The sequence below is a fragment of the Anaerotignum faecicola genome (genome assembly GCF_003865035.1).
Lineage (GTDB): Bacteria > Bacillota > Clostridia > Lachnospirales > Anaerotignaceae > Anaerotignum_A > Anaerotignum_A faecicola.
The window spans coordinates 265,983-281,721 of the sequence record NZ_BHVZ01000001.1 but is presented as its reverse complement, the minus strand read 5'-3'; the positions used below and the strand labels follow the sequence as shown (position 1 = coordinate 281,721).

The following is a 15,739-nucleotide window of genomic DNA, read 5'->3' as shown; positions in this document are numbered from 1 at the left end:
CTTTGTTTGAAAAGGCTCTCTTTTTTATTTCGGAATATTGGAATCCGATGATAAAAACGGTACAATAGAGGAAAAGACACAAAGGAGGAAGAAACATGAAGGCAGAGATTCTTGCAGTTGGCACGGAGCTGCTGTTGGGGGATATTTTGAATACAAATGCACAGTTTCTGGCGCAGGAGCTGGCCAATCTGGGGATAGAGGTATATTATCAGACGGTTGTTGGGGATAACCCACAGCGTTTAAAGGATACGATTTTTCATGCCTTTTCCAGAGCGGATTTGATTATTACAACAGGCGGCTTAGGGCCGACAGAGGATGACCTGACGAAGGAAACGGCGGCGGAATATTTCGGGGAAAGGCTGATTCTGGATGAAAGAGCATTGGGCAGAATTCGGAAATATTTTGACCGCACAGGCAGAGTGATGACGGAAAACAACGTGAAGCAGGCAATGGTGCCGGAGAAAAACGGGATTGTGCTGTATAACGATAACGGCACGGCACCGGGGATTATTATGGAGAAGAACGGAAAGATGATTGTGATGCTGCCCGGCCCTCCGAGAGAAACGATTCCCATGTTCCAAAATCAGGTGAAGCCTTATCTGGCGAAGAAGCAGGAATTTACCTTTGTTTCCCGTATTCTGCGCGTGGCAGAGGTGGGCGAGAGTGCCATGGAGGAAAGGGTAAAGGATATCATTGATGCGCAGACCAACCCGACGATTGCGCCCTATGCGAAGGATGGCGAGGCAATTCTGCGCATTACGGCAAAGGCAAGGGACGAGGAGGAAGCAAATCGACTGATTGACCCTGTTGCGGCGGTATTGAAGGAAAGATTGGGCGATGCGGTCTATGGCGAGGGCGAAACCGATTTGGAAACCGTTGTGGCAGAACAGCTGTTGCAAAAGCAACTCACGTTAGCGGTGGCGGAATCCTGCACCGGCGGTATGATTGCGTCTAATCTGGTGGAATATCCGGGAATTTCTGCGGCACTTGTGGAGGGCTGTGTGACCTATTCCAATGAGGCGAAAATGCACAGACTCGGCGTAAAGGCGGAAACACTGGAGAAATACGGCGCAGTCAGCGAGGAAACGGCGAAGGAAATGGCGGAGGGCATTGCGAGAACAAGCGGCGCAGACATCGGCGTGGCAACTACGGGCGTTGCAGGTCCGGAAAGCAGCGAGGGCAAGCCGGTCGGTCTGGTTTATATTGCGATTGCTTATAAAGGAAAAACGGAGGTGTACACCTGCCATTTTGTCGGGAAGCGGAACAAAATCAGAGAACGTGCGGCATATACTGCGCTGAACCGGCTGAGGAAGGTAATCAATGATGAAGCATAAGGGAGATTGGCTGCTGCTTCTGGCGGCATTTATCGGCGGCGGCGGCTTTATCAGCCTGAAATATCTTCTGGATTGGGGATATGACCCATTTCAGGTGATTTTCGGGCGTTTTCTGACGGCATCCGTCTGCATGTGTCTGGTTTATTGCAAACGGCTGAAACGAATTACCAAAGAGGAATGGAGGGTCGGCAGTATTTTGGGGGCACTGCTTGCGGCAATGTTTCTTCTGATGACGGTTGGGCTGCAATACACCACGCCATCGGTCAATGCGTTTCTGGTGAATATTCCTGCGGTCATTGTGCCGTTTGTCTGCTGGGGTGTGTTCAGGCAGAAGCCGAATCGGAACTGCTTTCTGGCGGCGGGGATGACGCTCTTTGGCGTTTGCTGCCTTTCTCTGACGGCGGATTTTCGTCTGGATTTCGGGGCAGGGCTGTCACTCTTGGCGGCGGTGGCGTTTTCGCTGCAAATGGCGTTTCTGGGGAATCTGACAAAGGACTGCGATTCTGTGCATATTGCGATTGTGGAGAATCTTTCGACCCTTGCGGTGATGACGGTGATTCTGATGTTTACGGGATGGGATATGCCGCCTCTGACATTGCCTGCCTTCGGAAACTTTTTCTACGCAGGGGCATTTTGCACCGCGCTTTATTTTGTGCTGCAAAGCATCGGACAGCAAAGCACTGCGCCGAACAAGGCGGCAATCATCATTACAACGGAATCTATTTTTGCGGCGGTATTTTCTGCGATTTTATACGGCGAACGGATGCACTTCAGGGGATATCTGGGGTGTGCGGTGATTTTTGCGGCAATGGCTTTGGCGGAAAAGCCTGTGCAGGAGAGAAAATAGCCGTTGACAAGGCGAACAAAATCGAATAGAATGGAAAAAAAGAGAACAAATATTCGTGAATATAAACAGAATCCGATAGGGTTTGGAAAGGTGGAAATAAAATGGCGGCAAAGGCACAAAAGGAAGATGTAAAATTTGAAGATAAGCAAAAGGCACTGGATGCGGCACTAAGCCAGATTGAGAAGCAGTTTGGCAAGGGTGCGGTAATGAAGCTGGGGGATAATAATGCAAAAATGGCGGTTGAGGTTGTGCCGACCGGCTCTCTGAGCCTGGATTTGGCGTTGGGGGTTGGCGGTCTGCCGAAGGGCAGAATCGTTGAGGTTTATGGCCCTGAATCCTCCGGTAAGACAACGGTTGCCCTGCACATGGTGGCAGAGGTGCAGAAGCGCGGCGGCATTGCAGGGTATGTGGATGCGGAGCATGCGATGGACCCCACTTATGCAAAGGCACTGGGGGTTGATATTGATAACCTCTATATTTCTCAGCCGGATGACGGCGAACAGGCGTTGGAAATCACCGAAACGATGGTACGCAGCGGTGCGATTGATATTGTGATTGTGGACTCCGTAGCGGCATTGGTGCCCCGTGCGGAAATCGAGGGCGAAATGGGTGATTCCCACATGGGCTTGCAGGCAAGACTGATGAGCCAGGCATTGAGAAAGCTGACAGGTATTACCAATAAATCGAATTGTACGGTTGTTTTCATCAACCAGCTGCGTGAGAAAATCGGCGTAACCTTCGGCAATCCCGAAACCACAACGGGCGGCCGCGCACTGAAATTCTATTCCTCTATCCGTATGGAAATCAGAAAGGCGGATGTGCTGAAGCAGGGAACGGAAATTGTCGGCAACCGCACAAAGGTAAAGGTTGCGAAAAACAAGGTAGCACCTCCCTTCAGAACGGCAGAGTTTGATATTATCTACGGCAAGGGCATCTCCAAGGAGGGGGATATTCTGGATCTGGCGGCAGATGTGGATATCGTAAACAAGAGCGGCGCATGGTATGCCTATAAGGAAACCCGTATCGGGCAAGGGCGTGAAAACGCAAAGCAGTTCCTGCGCGAGCATCCCGAAATGTGCGCGGAAATCGACCATCTGGTGCGCGTGCATTATGGACTGGAGCAGAATCAGGCTGCCCCGCAGACAGCAGAAGCGGCAGATGCAGCCGAAGCACCTATCACGGAAACAGAATTTTAAAATTATAATCAAAAAATTATAATTAAAAAATTGCAAAAAAAGAACCCTTCGTATGGAAAAAATACGGAGGGTTTTTCTGTTAAAATTATGTAGTATTATGCAAATACAAGCTGCACCAGAACCATATAGCAGACAGTGCCGCAGAAAATGCTGATGAGAGTGCTTCTTTTCCAGAGGTGCAGAATGGCTGTTACCGCGGAGGCAATCAAGAGCGGCGCAAAGCCTGCCGCAGAGGAAAAAGAAATGCCCTTCAGACAATAAATGACAAGGGTTGCCATAATTGCCATCGGAAGCACACGCCCCAGATAGCGTACAGGCTCTGGAACGGCTCTGCCGCTGAAAATGAGGAAGGGCAGGGCACGCTCCAGAAGGGTGCAGATGCCGCAGACGGCAATGATTGCAATAGATTGCATTGTAGTTAAAACCATTTACGCTTCCTCCTTTTCTTCTTTTACAGCTTTTACAGGCTCGATACGGTGACGCAGGATGCTTAAAAGAGCAACGGTAATCACCAGCGAAGGCAGAATGAAATTGCTTGGCCCGAAGATAAGCAGACAGACGATGGCGGAAACAAAGGCAAGCCATGCCGGCAGGCGGTTATCCGCGCCAAGTATCTGCTCTATCAGGATAACGATGAAAAGGGCGGTCAGCGCAAAATCAATGCCTGTGGTGTTGAAGGGAAGCATGCTCCCAATCAGCGCACCGATGATGCTCAGGATAATCCAATAGGAGATGGACAGAAACGCCGTCAGCACATACGCCCATTTTTCATTGACATCCGACTCGAAATGATGCGAACAGTGGAGGGAATAATTTTCATCCGTCAGGGAATAGATGAGAAAATATTTCCAAGGACCGAAGGTACGGAATTTTTCGATGAAGGACAGCCCATAGAAAATATGACGGCTGTTGAGCAGGAGTGACATAATCGCAACGGTCAGAAGCGAAACGCCGCCGGCGAAGAAGGTCACCATCAGATATTGCAGAGAGCCTGCCAGAACGAAAATGCTGCATGCGCCTGTCCAGACGAAATTATAGCCGCAGTTCTGCATCAGTACCCCGTAAGCAAGGGCAACGGGGATATAGCTGATGAGGATGGGAAGGCTGTGCTTGAGTGCGTAACGAAAGGCTTTTGCCATAAATCATGCTCCTTTCTGAAGGTATCTTATTTATTCATTTTTCATTTGTTGGATACGGGCTTCGTCGGGGGTGATGTAAATGGTTTTATTCGTCAGATAAATCACCATGCCCGGCTTTGCCCCGTTTGGTTTTTTGATATTTTTTCTTTGGGTATAATCCACAGGAACCATGCTGCTGTTTTTCGCTTTACTGTAGAAGGCGGCAAGGTTTGCAGCTTCCTCCATCGTGGCTTCGGGCAGCTCGCTTTGCCCGTTGGTGCGGATGATGACATGGGAGCCGGGGATATCCTTCGTGTGCATCCAGAGGTCTGTCGGCTCGGCGGTGCGCAGCGTCAGCTCGTCATTTTGCAGATTGCTTTTCCCGACCAGAATTTCATACCCATCGGAGGAAATATAACGCAGGGGCTTTGCCCTTTTCGGCTTCGGCTGTCCTTTTTTCTGTGCCTGCCTGCGGATGAAGCCGCTTTCCGCTAATTCTGTGCGGATTTCGGAAAGATCGGCATCCTCCTTGGCGTTTTCCAGTGCGTTGAGGACGCTTTCCAGATACGCCAGCTCCTCGTTATTCTGTTTTTCCTGTATTTCCAGTGCCGCAAGGGTACGCTTTGCCTTGTTGTATTTTGCAAAATATTTCTGCGCATTTTCCGCAGGTGTTTTTGCGGGGTCAATGGCAATTTCGATTTCGGGCATGGACTCCTCGTAATAATCAATGGTTTTGAAGGTTGTTACGCCCTGCGGAACGGCATAGATATTGGCAGTCAGGAGCTCGCCCTTTTTCTTCCATAAATCCATGCCCTTTGTTTCGCGGCGTGTTTTTAGCTGAATTTCCTTTTTCTTCACACAGCGTTCGATATGATTGGTTACCAGCTTTCGCATATCCTGCGCCTTCTGGCGGATATGTGCCGCATTATCCCGCTCCTGATAAAAGCCCTCCAGAAGGGCAGAAACGGAAGGAAAGGGCTTTGCGGCAAGGCCTTGAAATTGCTGCATTTTCAGAACGGCAAAATCGACAATGCGATTATTTTCCTTCTGATAATAAATGGCAGGGCAGAAGTCCGCCGCTTTGACCTCCTGCATGGTTTTTTCAAAGGCGGCAAAGAGCCGTTCACTGTTTTCCAATGTGGTTTCCTGACAGGAATCCGAAGCATCCAACCCTGCACGGGTGCAGATTTCGCCTGCCATGACAGGGCTGATGCCGGTGTAGGTTTGATAAAGAAATTCCTGCAGCCTTCTGCCTTCCTGCAAATGCAGGGAAAAGAGGAAATCCGCCTGTTCGGCAAGGAGGGGGTTTTTCTTATCCTGCGAAGGGGGGAAAACATATTCCTTGCCGGGGAGTACCTCTCGGACAGAGCTTTTCTCATGGGTGACACGCTTGATGGAATCCAGAATTTTGCCGGTTTCATCGGTCAGGATAAGGTTGCTGTGCTTGCCCATGATTTCCAGAATCAGATTTTTTGTAGTGATATCACCCATTTCATTGGCGGATTCAATCCTGAGGATGATGATACGCTCGAAATTCGGCTGCACAATATCTATAATTTTGCCGCCCGCGATATGCTTGCGCATGACCATGCAGAATAAGGGCGCGGTCATAGGGTTTTCGCGGCTGCTTTCGGTCAGGTGGATACGGGGATGGGCAGAGTTGGCGGAAATGATGATTTTCTTTGCGCCGCTGCCAAGCCCACGAATTGACATACGAATTTCATCCGCAAGGGGCTGATGGATTTTATCGATACGCCCGCCTAAAAGGGCTGCTTTGAGTTCTGATACGATGGCAGAGGTTGTAATGCCGTCCAGTGCCATAAGGAACACCTCCTTGAATACATTTGGTTAATTCATAATTTTAACATAGGATTTTCTTTTTTGCATTATTTTTTCAAACGGATTACCAAGAAAAGCAGTAGGATTTGCAAAAAAATTCTAAAATGAAGGAAATATTAAAAAATGATTAAAAATAGTGGATACAATTTGCGGTTTTCCTTGCTATTTGGCAAACACTTATGTATAATAAAACAACGATTTTTGGAACGAAGCATAGAAAGGAACCGAAACATGAGTGCAAGTGTAAGAAGCATGACAGGCTATGGACGCGGCGAGCATATCGCAGAGGAAAGAAAGTTTACGGTGGAAATGAAATCCGTAAACCATCGTTATAATGACATGACGATTAAGCTGCCCCGTTCTCTGGCAGGTCTGGAGGATAAAATCAAAAAAAGAATCATGCATGAGGTATTTCGCGGCAAGACTGATGTGTATATCAGCTTTGAAACCTTTTCCGCAGCGGATGTGGAGGTAAAGCTGAACGAAGCACTGGCGGCGGCATATATCGAAAAGCTGAAGCTGATAGAAGAAAAATTCGGCATCTACAGCGAAAATAAGCTGGAGCTGGCGGCAAAATTCCCCGATGTGATTACGGTGGAGAAGGCACAGCAGGAGGAAGAAGTCATCTGGGAGGCATTGGTGCCTGCACTGGATGAGGCAGTGGAAAAATTCGTTGCCATGCGTACCGTTGAGGGCGAAAATCTGAAAAAGGATATCCTTTTGAAGGGCGAACGCATCAGGACGCTTGTGGCAGAGGTGAAGGAACGCTCCCCTCTGGTGGTTGTGGAATATCAGGAAAAGCTGAATAACCGCCTGAAGGATTTGCTGGGCGGCGTTGATGTTGATCCACAGCGCATTGCGACAGAGGTTGCGGTTTTTGCAGACCGCGGCTGCGTGGATGAGGAAGTGACCAGACTGGAAAGCCATCTGATTCAACTGAAGGATATTCTGGATGGTGGCGGACAGGTAGGACGTAAGCTGGACTTTCTGATTCAGGAAATGAACAGAGAATCCAATACCATCGCATCCAAGGCGAATGATATTCAGATTGTAAAGGCCACGATTGAACTGAAAAGTGAAATCGAAAAAATCAGAGAACAGATTCAAAATTTGGAGTAACAGCCTTTTTTCGCAATAAAAAAGAAAGGCTATTTATAGGATAAAGGGGAAATACACATGAATAAACAGGGTATTTTATTGATTATCTCCGGTCCTTCTGGTTCCGGCAAAGGGACGATTGTAGAGCGTCTTTGCGAGAAGAACAATTTTTCGCTTTCCATTTCCGCAACAACAAGAAAGCCCAGAGAATATGAGAAGGACGGGGTGCATTATTTCTTCCATACCAGAGAGGAATTTGAGAAAATGCGCGACCGCAAGGAGCTTCTGGAATGGGCGGAATTCTGCGGCAATTATTACGGCACACCCAGAAAATATGTAACAGAACAGCTGATGGCAGGCAATAATGTCATTCTGGAGATTGAGGTACAGGGTGCGCTGCAGGTAAAGAAAATTTACCCCGAAGGCGTGCTGATTTTCATGGTTCCGCCCAATCTGGAGGAGCTGGGCAACCGCCTGACCAAACGCGGCACCGAGGATAAAGAAACCATCAACAAACGATTGCGCCGCGCATTGGAGGAGATGGAGCTGGTAGAGGAATACGATTATCTGGTCATCAATGACACCGTAGAGCAGGCAACTGAGGATATGCTGACTATCGTTGCGGCAGAAAAGATGAAATGCAGCAGAAATAAAAATATCAAAAAGATTTTCAAAGGAGAGATGTAATATGTTAAGACCTTCTTATTCCGATATTCTGGAGGTTATCACACAGGATTCCGAGGATATTACCATTGCCAGCAGATATACCATCGTGATTGCGGCGGCAAAAAGAGCAAGACAGCTGGTAGATCATCAGCAGCCCATGATTGACCATATTGAGGTGGATAAGCCCGTTTCCATCGCAGTCAATGAAATTTACGAAGGAAAGCTGAAAATCCGCGAGGGCAAGCCTGAGGAAGAGGACAAAGAGGTTGCACTGGCAGAGGTTGATTTTGCAAGCATGGCAGAGGAAACCGAGAAAGAATAATATGTAAGGAAAATAGCCCGTTTTTACGGGCTGTTTTTGTAGGGAGGTGAGAAGTGATGTATGCGAAGGTGATTGTTGGGCTGAATCAGCCGGAAATGGATAAGCTGTTTGATTATCGGATTCCCGAAGGGATGGCAGTGGAAATCGGTGTAAGGGTGATTGTGCCATTTGGCAGCCGCAACAAAAAGGCGGAGGGCTATGTCATTTCTCTTTCCGAAAAAACAGAGGTGCCTGCGGATAAAATCAAGGAGCTTCTTGAGGTTCTGGATGAGGGCAGACCAACCTTTACCCCTGCCCTTCTGGATTTGGCGGAATGGATGAAGGAACGCTATTTCTGCACGCTGAACCAATGCCTGCAGGCAATTATGCCGCCTGGCATCCGCACAAAAAGCAGCTGGACAGTCAGCCGAAAATCGCTTGATGCTGAAACGAAGCTGACCCCGAAGGAAACGGCGCTGCTTGCATTATTCGGGGAACGAAGGGAAATTCCCTTGGAGGAGGTACAGGCAGAATTCGGCGGAGATTGCCTGACATTTCTGCGGAAGGCAGAGGGAAAGGGGCTGCTTGCGCTGAAGCAGGAGCTGCACCGCAGTGAATACAAAAACGAAAAACGGCTCTATTCTCTGGACAGAGACCATCCCCTTCTGGAAGCGGCATGGAAAAAGGCGGAGAAGGAGAAGCGTCTGGAGGGGCAAAGGCTGCTGCTGGAGTACCTTGCAAACGGCAGAGAAGCAACTGCCGCAGAGCTGAAGGAAGCCCTCGGCATTACGGATTCTCCCATTAAAACCCTGCTGAAAAAGGGCATCCTGCGGGAACGGAGGCAGACGGAACGGCGAAATGTCTTTGATGCGGATACGGTGGAACGGACACAGCCCTTTACCCCGACGGCAGAGCAGGCGGCGGCGCTTTCTGCTTTGCATCGGGAATTGGAGCAGGAAGAAAAAAAGCCTGTACTTCTGCATGGCGTGACGGGCAGCGGCAAAACGGAGATTTATATGCAGATCATTGCGGAGGTTCTGGCGAGGGGCGAGCAGGCGATTGTACTTGTGCCGGAGATTGCCTTAACCCCTTTGCTTGCGGAGCGGTTCGTTTCCCGCTTTGGGGATGCAGTCAGCGTGACGCACAGCCGCCTTTCCATGGGGGAGAGAGTTGACCAGTGGAAAAAGGCAAGGGATGGCGAAATTTCGGTTGTGATAGGCGCACGGTCGGCTTTGTTTCTGCCGTTTCCGAAGGTTGGCGCAATTATCATGGATGAGGCACACGAGAACAGCTATGTTTCCGATATTACCCCGAAATATGACACAAAGGACGTTGCGGCGGCACTGGCAAAACGCTATGGTGCGCTCTTTCTGATGGGGACGGCAACGCCCGATTTCATCAGCTATTACAAAGCAAAACAGGGAGAATTTCTGCTGCTGGAATTAAAGGAGCGGACGGGCGGCGGCGTTCTGCCGCGGATGCTTGTGACGGATATGCGAAAGGAGCTGGCAGAGGGCAACCGTTCTGCGTTCGGCAGAGCATTGCAGGCGGAAATCCGCAGGAATCTGGAGAAGGGCGAGCAGACCATGCTCTTTTTGAACCGCAGAGGATATGCAACCTTTGTTTCCTGCCGTAGCTGTGGGCATGTGATGAAATGCCCGGAATGTGATTTAACCTATACCTATCATGCGAAGGAGCATGCGCTGGCTTGCCATTATTGCGGCAGGAGAGCCCCTTTGCCGAAGGTCTGCCCTGTCTGTGGCTCGAAGTATATTCGTTATTTCGGCACAGGGACACAGAAAATAGAGGAGGAAGCAGGAAAGCTGTTTCCGGAAGCAAGGATTCTGCGGATGGATTTGGATACCACGCTGACAAAGCACAGCCATGAAAAAATTCTTGCGGCATTTGCGGCAGGAGAGGCGGATATTCTGATTGGGACGCAGATGATTGCCAAGGGGCATGATTACCCCAATGTGACGCTGGTGGGCATTATGGCGGCGGATTTATCCTTAAATGCGGACAGCTTTACGGCGGCGGAAACGGGCTTTCGGCTGATGCTGCAGGCGGCAGGACGTGCCGGCAGAAGGGATGACAGAGGGCGCGTGTTTCTCCAGACCTATCAGCCACAGCACTATGCGGTGCAGTATGCCGCGAAGCAGGATTATGAAGGCTTTTATGAGGAAGAAATGCTCATGCGGCAGATGATGGGCTATCCGCCGTTTTCCGCATTTTTCAGTATTCTGCTGACAGGTGCGGCGCAGGAGGAAGCGGCACAGGCGGCGCAGGAGCTGGCAGAACGACTGGCACAGGCGGATGAGGAGGAGATTGCAACGATTCTCGGGCCGACGGCACTGCCGAAATTTCGCGGAGAATACCGCTACCAAATTATTGTGAAGGCGGCGGAGGAGGAACCCCTGCGGCAGCTGGTTCTGCCGACAGCGGAGAGGATGAAGAAGGAGCGAAACCGTAATGTGCGCGTAGGTTTGGCGCTTAACCCGACCAATATTGTATAAAGCAGAAAAAAATGTTATAATATTTCATTGGAAAACGAAAAATGCGCTTTCCGTTTCTGTTTCAGATAAATTTACAAAAAGTTTTTTGTTTGTTCAAATTTTGGAGATATTATAGAATTAGGAGGAAGAAAAAATGGCAATTCGTAATATTCGTATCAGCACAGATGAGGTGCTGAGAAAAACCTGCAAACCGATCAAGGAAATTACCCCTAACCTGCTGACACTGCTGGATGATATGGCGGATACCATGTATGAGGCAAACGGCGTTGGTTTAGCCGCACCACAGGTAGGGATTCTGAAAAGAGCCGTTGTCATTGATATCGGCGAGGGCCTGGTGGAGCTTTTGAACCCTGTCATTCTGGAAACGAGCGGTTCTCAGACTGACGAGGAGGGCTGCCTGAGCCTGCCCGGACAATCTGCCCCTGTGGAACGCCCCTATTATGTGAAGGCAAAGGCGATGGACAGAGAGGGCAATGAATTCATCATCGAGGGGGAAGAACTGATGGCACGCGCATTGTGCCACGAGATTGACCATCTGGATGGGATTCTGTATATTGATAAGGCACTGCCGAGAGAGGAAGCGTAAGGAGGAATACCGATGAGAGTGATTTTTATGGGAACGCCCGATTTTGCGGTACCTTCCTTACAGGCATTGCTGACAAGGCATGAGGTTGTGGCAGTGGTGACACAGCCCGATAAGCCCAAGGGCAGAGGGAAAAAGCTACAGCCCACACCCGTAAAGGCAGTGGCGCTGGAGCAAGGGATTCCTGTTTTGCAGCCTGTGAAGGTACGCGAACCGGAGGTTATCGAACAGCTGCGCGGCTATGGCGCGGATTTGATTGCCGTTACTGCATTTGGGCAGATTTTGCCGGAGGAAATTCTGAATATGCCGAAATATGGCTGTATCAATGTGCATGGCTCGCTTCTGCCGGAATACAGAGGGGCGGCACCGATGCAGCGCGCCATTATTGACGGTAAGAAGGTAACAGGCATTACCACGATGTTCATGGCAAAGGGCATGGATACGGGGGATATGCTTTTGAAAACGGAAGTGGAGATTCTTCCGACAGATAATTTTGAGGATCTGCATGATAAAATGGCGGTGGCAGGCGCAGCACTGCTTCTGGAAACGATTGACGGACTGGAAAAGGGCACAATTACACGGATACCGCAGGATGATGCACTGGCAACCCATGCGCCCATGATTCATAAGGAGACAGGACATATTGACTGGAGCAAAGGCGGACAGCAGATTATTGATCTGATGCGCGGAATGTATCCCGGACATGGCGCATACGCTGTTTTGGGAGAGGAGCCGCTCAAGATGTTCTGGGCAGAGGCGGAAAATAAAAGCTACCCCGATGCGGCATTTGGCGAAATCGTAGAGGTGACAAAAAAGGACTTTGCGGTAAAATGCGGCGATGGAATTTTGCGTATCAAAGAGGTGCAGGCGCGCGGCGGCAAGAAGATGACGGCGGATGCGTATCTGCGTGGGCATGAAATGCAGACAGGCATTTTGCTTGGCTAAGGCTTGAATAGGAAAGTTCCAAACAGATAGGAGGAACCGATATGTATTATGGTTATGGATATGGATACGACAGTATGTACTTTTTGGTGCTTCTGGCATTCATTTTTTCGATGGTTGCGCAGATGAAGGTATCCGGTACATTTAAGAAATATGCGAAAATCAGAAACAGACGAGGCTTGACGGGGGCGCAGGTGGCAGAGCAGATGATGCACAACGCAGGCATTTATGATGTAAGCGTGCAGCGTGTGGCAGGCAACCTGACAGACCATTATGACCCCAGAACAAAGACACTGCGCCTGTCCGAAAGCGTGTATGACAGCACATCGGTAGCGGCGGTCGGCGTAGCGGCACACGAGACAGGGCATGCCATTCAGCATGACGTGGGCTATGCACCCTTGGCACTGCGAAGCTTTTTCGTGCCTCTGGCAAACTTCGGCTCCAGACTGGCAATTCCCCTGATTTTGATTGGGTTTATTTTCAGCGGCGGCGGCAGCACATTGGTGACACTGGGGATTCTGTTCTTCTCCCTTTCCGTTGTGTTTACGATTATTACACTGCCTGTGGAATTCAACGCATCCAGAAGGGCGATTCGCCTGCTGGCAGATGACGGATTTCTGGACAGCGATGAAATCGGCGGTGCGAAAAGGGTGCTGAGTGCGGCGGCAATGACCTATGTTGCGGCGGCGTTTGCGGCAATCGCGCAGCTGTTGCGCTTGGTTGCCATCTTTGGCAGAAGAGACGATTAAAAAAGAAAGGCTAATCTGATTGCGGATTAGCCTTTTGGTGTTTTTGCGGATGCCTCTTTTTTGTCGAAATAGGGGCGAAATGATTGAAGAATCCTCTGTTTTGTCGTATAATATTATGTTGAGACAGAATGGCTTGAACGGAAGGAATGGAAAAAAATGATCCAAATCAATCCAAGAGAGATTGCGGCAGAGGCGCTCATGGAAATCATGACGGCGGATGCCTATAATACAATGACATTGCGCCGCCTGCTGCGGCAGAACGGTGCGATGTCCAGACAGGACAGAGCCTTCGTGACGGAGGTGGTAAACGGTACACTGCGCAATTTGATTTATATTGACCATGTGCTGAATACCTTTTCCAAAACAAAAACGGAAAAAATGAAGCCGTGGCTGCTGGCAGTGCTGCGGACGGCGGTGTATCAGATGTACTTCATGGACGTACCGGATGCAGCGGCGTGTAATGAGGCGGTGAAGCTGGCATCGGTCAGAGGATATGGCTCTTTGAAGGGCTTTGTGAACGGCGTATTGCGCACGGCGGCCAAGAAAAAGCAGGCGATTCCCCTGCCTGAGAGGGGAACGGCGGAATATCTTTCTGTGGCGTATTCCCATCCGCTGTGGCTGGTGCGGATGTGGATTGCCTATTATGGCTACGAAGAAACGGAGCAAATTTGTGCGTATGATAATCAGTCCCCCGATGTGACGATTCGGGTGAATACGCTGAAAACGAATACGCAGGCTTTGAAAAAGAAGCTGGAGCAGGCAGGTGTGCATGTGGCAGAGGGCAGAATCTGCGCGGATGCACTGCATCTGACGAAAACGGCGGATTTAAGCCGCTTGGATGCCTTCAAAGAAGGACTGTTCCATGTGCAGGATGAAAGCTCTCAGCTCGCGGTACGGGTGCTAGACCCGAAAAAAGGCGAGGAGATTTTAGACATGTGCGCCGCGCCGGGCGGGAAAAGCTTTACGATTGCGGAACGGATGGAAAACGAGGGCAGTCTGCTTTCCTGCGATATTTACGAGCATAAAATCGACCTGATGCAGGAGGGCGCAGAACGCCTTGGCATTTCCATCATGCAGTGCAGGGTGAAGGATGCGGCGGCTGAGGAGGAAAGCCCGAAGCAGTTTGACCGCGTGCTGGCGGATGTGCCCTGCTCCGGTCTGGGGCTGATGCGAAAGAAGCCGGATATCCGCCTGAAAAAGGATGGCAATGAGATTGACAGCCTGACAAAAATTCAGAGAGAAATTCTGGAAAATGCGGCAGGCTATGTGAAAAAGGGCGGCGTTCTGGTCTACAGCACCTGTACGCTTTGCCGAAAGGAAAATGAAAAGAATCTGGAATGGTTTTTGGCACAGCACCCCGATTTTGCGGCGGAGGATATTTCGGAATTTCTGCCCGAAGGCTGGGATACGGAAACGGCGAAAAAGGGATATCTGACCCTGCTGCCCCATAAAACAGGAACAGACGGATTTTTCATTTCAAAATTAAGAAGAAAGGATTGAGATATGGAAAAGGTTGATATCAAATCCATGGACATAACCGAATTGCAGGAGCTTTTGCAGGAATTGGGTGAACCGAAATTTCGTGCGAAGCAGCTTTTCGATTGGCTACACGCAAAGCAGGTGGACAGCTTTGCCGAAATGACGAATCTTTCCAAAAGCCTGCGGGAAAAGCTTGGCGAAACGGCAGCAATCAACGGTGTGAAAATCGTGCGGCGGCTGGTTTCTCAGATTGACGGCACGAGAAAATATCTTTTTGCGCTTTCGGATGGCGCGATTATCGAAAGTGTATTGATGAAATATGAGCATGGCAATACAGTCTGCATTTCGACGCAGGTCGGCTGTCGGATGGGCTGCAAATTCTGCGCATCCACACTGGACGGCGTGGAACGCGGACTGACGGCAGGAGAAATGCTTTCCCAGATTTATGCGATTCAGAAGGACTGCGGCGAGCGAGTACACGGTACGGTACTGATGGGCAGCGGCGAGCCTCTGGATAATTATGACAATGTTCTGAAATTTCTGCGTCTGATTAACGACCCGAATGGGCAGAATATGGGACAGAGACATATTACGCTTTCGACCTGCGGCTTGGTGGAAAAAATTTATGCGCTGGCGGAGGAAAATCTTCAGATTACACTGGCGGTTTCCTTGCATGCGCCGAATGACGAAATCCGTACGCAGACCATGCCTGTGGCAAAGCTGTACGATATGGACAGACTTTTGCAGGCGTGCAGGGATTACGCGGAGAAAACAAAACGCCGCATTACCTTTGAATATGCGCTGATTCATGGCGTGAATGACGGGGATGCGCATGCGCGGGAGCTGGCCGGAAGGCTGAGAGATATGCTCTGCCATGTGAACCTGATTCCTGTCAATGACGTAAAGGAGCGCAATTATATCAAAAGCTCTGCGGAGCGGGTAAAACGGTTTGCATCTATTCTGAGTGAAAATGGTGTGGAAACCACAGTCAGACGAAAGCTGGGCAGTGATATTGATGCTGCCTGCGGTCAGCTGCGAAGAAGCCACATCAAGGAAAAGGCTATGGAGGAATAG

At 49.9% G+C, this 15,739-nt stretch carries 15 protein-coding genes; 12 read left to right on the top strand and 3 right to left on the bottom strand.

Translation table 11 applies throughout. The annotated features are described in order from the left end of the window. Positions 1-95 precede the first annotated feature (95 nt). The 3 genes from EJE48_RS01285 (at position 96) to recA (ending at position 3,377) form a co-directional block, all read left to right on the top strand. Positions 96-1,334 (top strand): competence/damage-inducible protein A, encoded by a 1,239-nt coding sequence (locus EJE48_RS01285; protein WP_118581743.1) that lies wholly within the window; start codon positions 96-98, stop codon positions 1,332-1,334. Beyond that, positions 1,321-2,181: a DMT family transporter gene (locus EJE48_RS01280; RefSeq protein ID WP_016407193.1), complete on the top strand. Its 861-nt coding sequence runs from the start codon at positions 1,321-1,323 to the stop codon at positions 2,179-2,181. The genes EJE48_RS01285 and EJE48_RS01280 overlap by 14 nt, the downstream gene beginning before the upstream one ends. Before the next feature lie 101 nt (positions 2,182-2,282). Then, complete coding sequence (gene recA, locus EJE48_RS01275) at positions 2,283-3,377, top strand: recombinase RecA (protein WP_016407192.1); 1,095 nt, start codon at positions 2,283-2,285, stop codon at positions 3,375-3,377. A 95-nt stretch (positions 3,378-3,472) separates the two neighbouring features. Here recA and EJE48_RS01270 read toward each other — a convergent pair whose 3' ends face one another. From EJE48_RS01270 to EJE48_RS01260, 3 genes are read right to left on the bottom strand one after another with little or no spacing between them, the layout of a single operon-like run. Continuing rightward, positions 3,473-3,805 carry a branched-chain amino acid transporter permease gene (locus EJE48_RS01270; RefSeq protein ID WP_016407191.1) on the bottom strand — a complete coding sequence of 111 codons (333 nt, stop codon included), beginning with the start codon at positions 3,803-3,805 and terminating at the stop codon, positions 3,473-3,475. Then, the gene (locus EJE48_RS01265; RefSeq protein WP_016407190.1) at positions 3,806-4,516 is read right to left on the bottom strand and encodes an AzlC family ABC transporter permease; all 711 of its coding nucleotides are present in this window, start codon (positions 4,514-4,516) and stop codon (positions 3,806-3,808) included. Between the two features lie 30 nt (positions 4,517-4,546). After that, complete coding sequence (locus EJE48_RS01260) at positions 4,547-6,316, bottom strand: Rqc2 family fibronectin-binding protein (RefSeq protein WP_016407189.1); 1,770 nt, start codon at positions 6,314-6,316, stop codon at positions 4,547-4,549. Between the two features lie 249 nt (positions 6,317-6,565). Here EJE48_RS01260 and EJE48_RS01255 point away from each other — a divergent pair, with 249 nt between their 5' ends. From EJE48_RS01255 to rlmN, 9 genes are all read left to right on the top strand, one after another. Continuing rightward, on the top strand, positions 6,566-7,453 hold the full coding sequence (locus EJE48_RS01255) for a YicC/YloC family endoribonuclease (protein WP_118581738.1): 888 nt from the start codon (positions 6,566-6,568) through the stop codon (positions 7,451-7,453). Positions 7,454-7,510: 57 nt separating this feature from the next. Next, on the top strand, positions 7,511-8,119 hold the full coding sequence (gmk, locus tag EJE48_RS01250) for a guanylate kinase (RefSeq protein WP_016407187.1): 609 nt from the start codon (positions 7,511-7,513) through the stop codon (positions 8,117-8,119). 1 nt (position 8,120) lies between these two features. After that, complete coding sequence (gene rpoZ, locus EJE48_RS01245; protein WP_118581735.1) at positions 8,121-8,420, top strand: DNA-directed RNA polymerase subunit omega; 300 nt, start codon at positions 8,121-8,123, stop codon at positions 8,418-8,420. 56 nt (positions 8,421-8,476) lie between these two features. Continuing rightward, positions 8,477-10,912 carry a primosomal protein N' gene (gene priA / locus EJE48_RS01240; protein ID WP_118581732.1) on the top strand — a complete coding sequence of 812 codons (2,436 nt, stop codon included), beginning with the start codon at positions 8,477-8,479 and terminating at the stop codon, positions 10,910-10,912. A 133-nt stretch (positions 10,913-11,045) separates the two neighbouring features. Next, positions 11,046-11,498 carry a peptide deformylase gene (def, locus tag EJE48_RS01235; RefSeq protein ID WP_016407184.1) on the top strand — a complete coding sequence of 151 codons (453 nt, stop codon included), beginning with the start codon at positions 11,046-11,048 and terminating at the stop codon, positions 11,496-11,498. 12 nt (positions 11,499-11,510) lie between these two features. Continuing rightward, on the top strand, positions 11,511-12,440 hold the full coding sequence (fmt, locus tag EJE48_RS01230; protein WP_124984220.1) for a methionyl-tRNA formyltransferase: 930 nt from the start codon (positions 11,511-11,513) through the stop codon (positions 12,438-12,440). Between the two features lie 41 nt (positions 12,441-12,481). Next, positions 12,482-13,186 carry a zinc metallopeptidase gene (locus EJE48_RS01225; RefSeq protein WP_124984219.1) on the top strand — a complete coding sequence of 235 codons (705 nt, stop codon included), beginning with the start codon at positions 12,482-12,484 and terminating at the stop codon, positions 13,184-13,186. Between the two features lie 156 nt (positions 13,187-13,342). After that, a complete protein-coding gene (gene rsmB / locus EJE48_RS01220) occupies positions 13,343-14,686 on the top strand; it encodes a 16S rRNA (cytosine(967)-C(5))-methyltransferase RsmB (RefSeq protein ID WP_124984218.1) in 1,344 nt (447 codons plus the stop codon). 3 nt (positions 14,687-14,689) lie between these two features. Beyond that, positions 14,690-15,739: a 23S rRNA (adenine(2503)-C(2))-methyltransferase RlmN gene (gene rlmN / locus EJE48_RS01215; protein WP_118581720.1), complete on the top strand. Its 1,050-nt coding sequence runs from the start codon at positions 14,690-14,692 to the stop codon at positions 15,737-15,739.

Excerpts from the sequence above, each read along its gene's own strand:
- EJE48_RS01285 (WP_118581743.1), top strand. The coding sequence starts at position 96 with ATGAAGGCAGAGATTCTTGCAGTTGGCACGGAGCTGCTGTTGGGGGAT.
- EJE48_RS01280 (WP_016407193.1), top strand. The coding sequence starts at position 1,321 with ATGATGAAGCATAAGGGAGATTGGCTGCTGCTTCTGGCGGCATTTATC.
- recA (WP_016407192.1), top strand. The coding sequence starts at position 2,283 with ATGGCGGCAAAGGCACAAAAGGAAGATGTAAAATTTGAAGATAAGCAA.
- EJE48_RS01270 (WP_016407191.1), bottom strand. The coding sequence starts at position 3,805 with ATGGTTTTAACTACAATGCAATCTATTGCAATCATTGCCGTCTGCGGC.
- EJE48_RS01265 (WP_016407190.1), bottom strand. The coding sequence starts at position 4,516 with ATGGCAAAAGCCTTTCGTTACGCACTCAAGCACAGCCTTCCCATCCTC.
- EJE48_RS01260 (WP_016407189.1), bottom strand. The coding sequence starts at position 6,316 with ATGGCACTGGACGGCATTACAACCTCTGCCATCGTATCAGAACTCAAA.
- EJE48_RS01255 (WP_118581738.1), top strand. The coding sequence starts at position 6,566 with ATGAGTGCAAGTGTAAGAAGCATGACAGGCTATGGACGCGGCGAGCAT.
- gmk (WP_016407187.1), top strand. The coding sequence starts at position 7,511 with ATGAATAAACAGGGTATTTTATTGATTATCTCCGGTCCTTCTGGTTCC.
- rpoZ (WP_118581735.1), top strand. The coding sequence starts at position 8,121 with ATGTTAAGACCTTCTTATTCCGATATTCTGGAGGTTATCACACAGGAT.
- priA (WP_118581732.1), top strand. The coding sequence starts at position 8,477 with ATGTATGCGAAGGTGATTGTTGGGCTGAATCAGCCGGAAATGGATAAG.
- def (WP_016407184.1), top strand. The coding sequence starts at position 11,046 with ATGGCAATTCGTAATATTCGTATCAGCACAGATGAGGTGCTGAGAAAA.
- fmt (WP_124984220.1), top strand. The coding sequence starts at position 11,511 with ATGAGAGTGATTTTTATGGGAACGCCCGATTTTGCGGTACCTTCCTTA.
- EJE48_RS01225 (WP_124984219.1), top strand. The coding sequence starts at position 12,482 with ATGTATTATGGTTATGGATATGGATACGACAGTATGTACTTTTTGGTG.
- rsmB (WP_124984218.1), top strand. The coding sequence starts at position 13,343 with ATGATCCAAATCAATCCAAGAGAGATTGCGGCAGAGGCGCTCATGGAA.
- rlmN (WP_118581720.1), top strand. The coding sequence starts at position 14,690 with ATGGAAAAGGTTGATATCAAATCCATGGACATAACCGAATTGCAGGAG.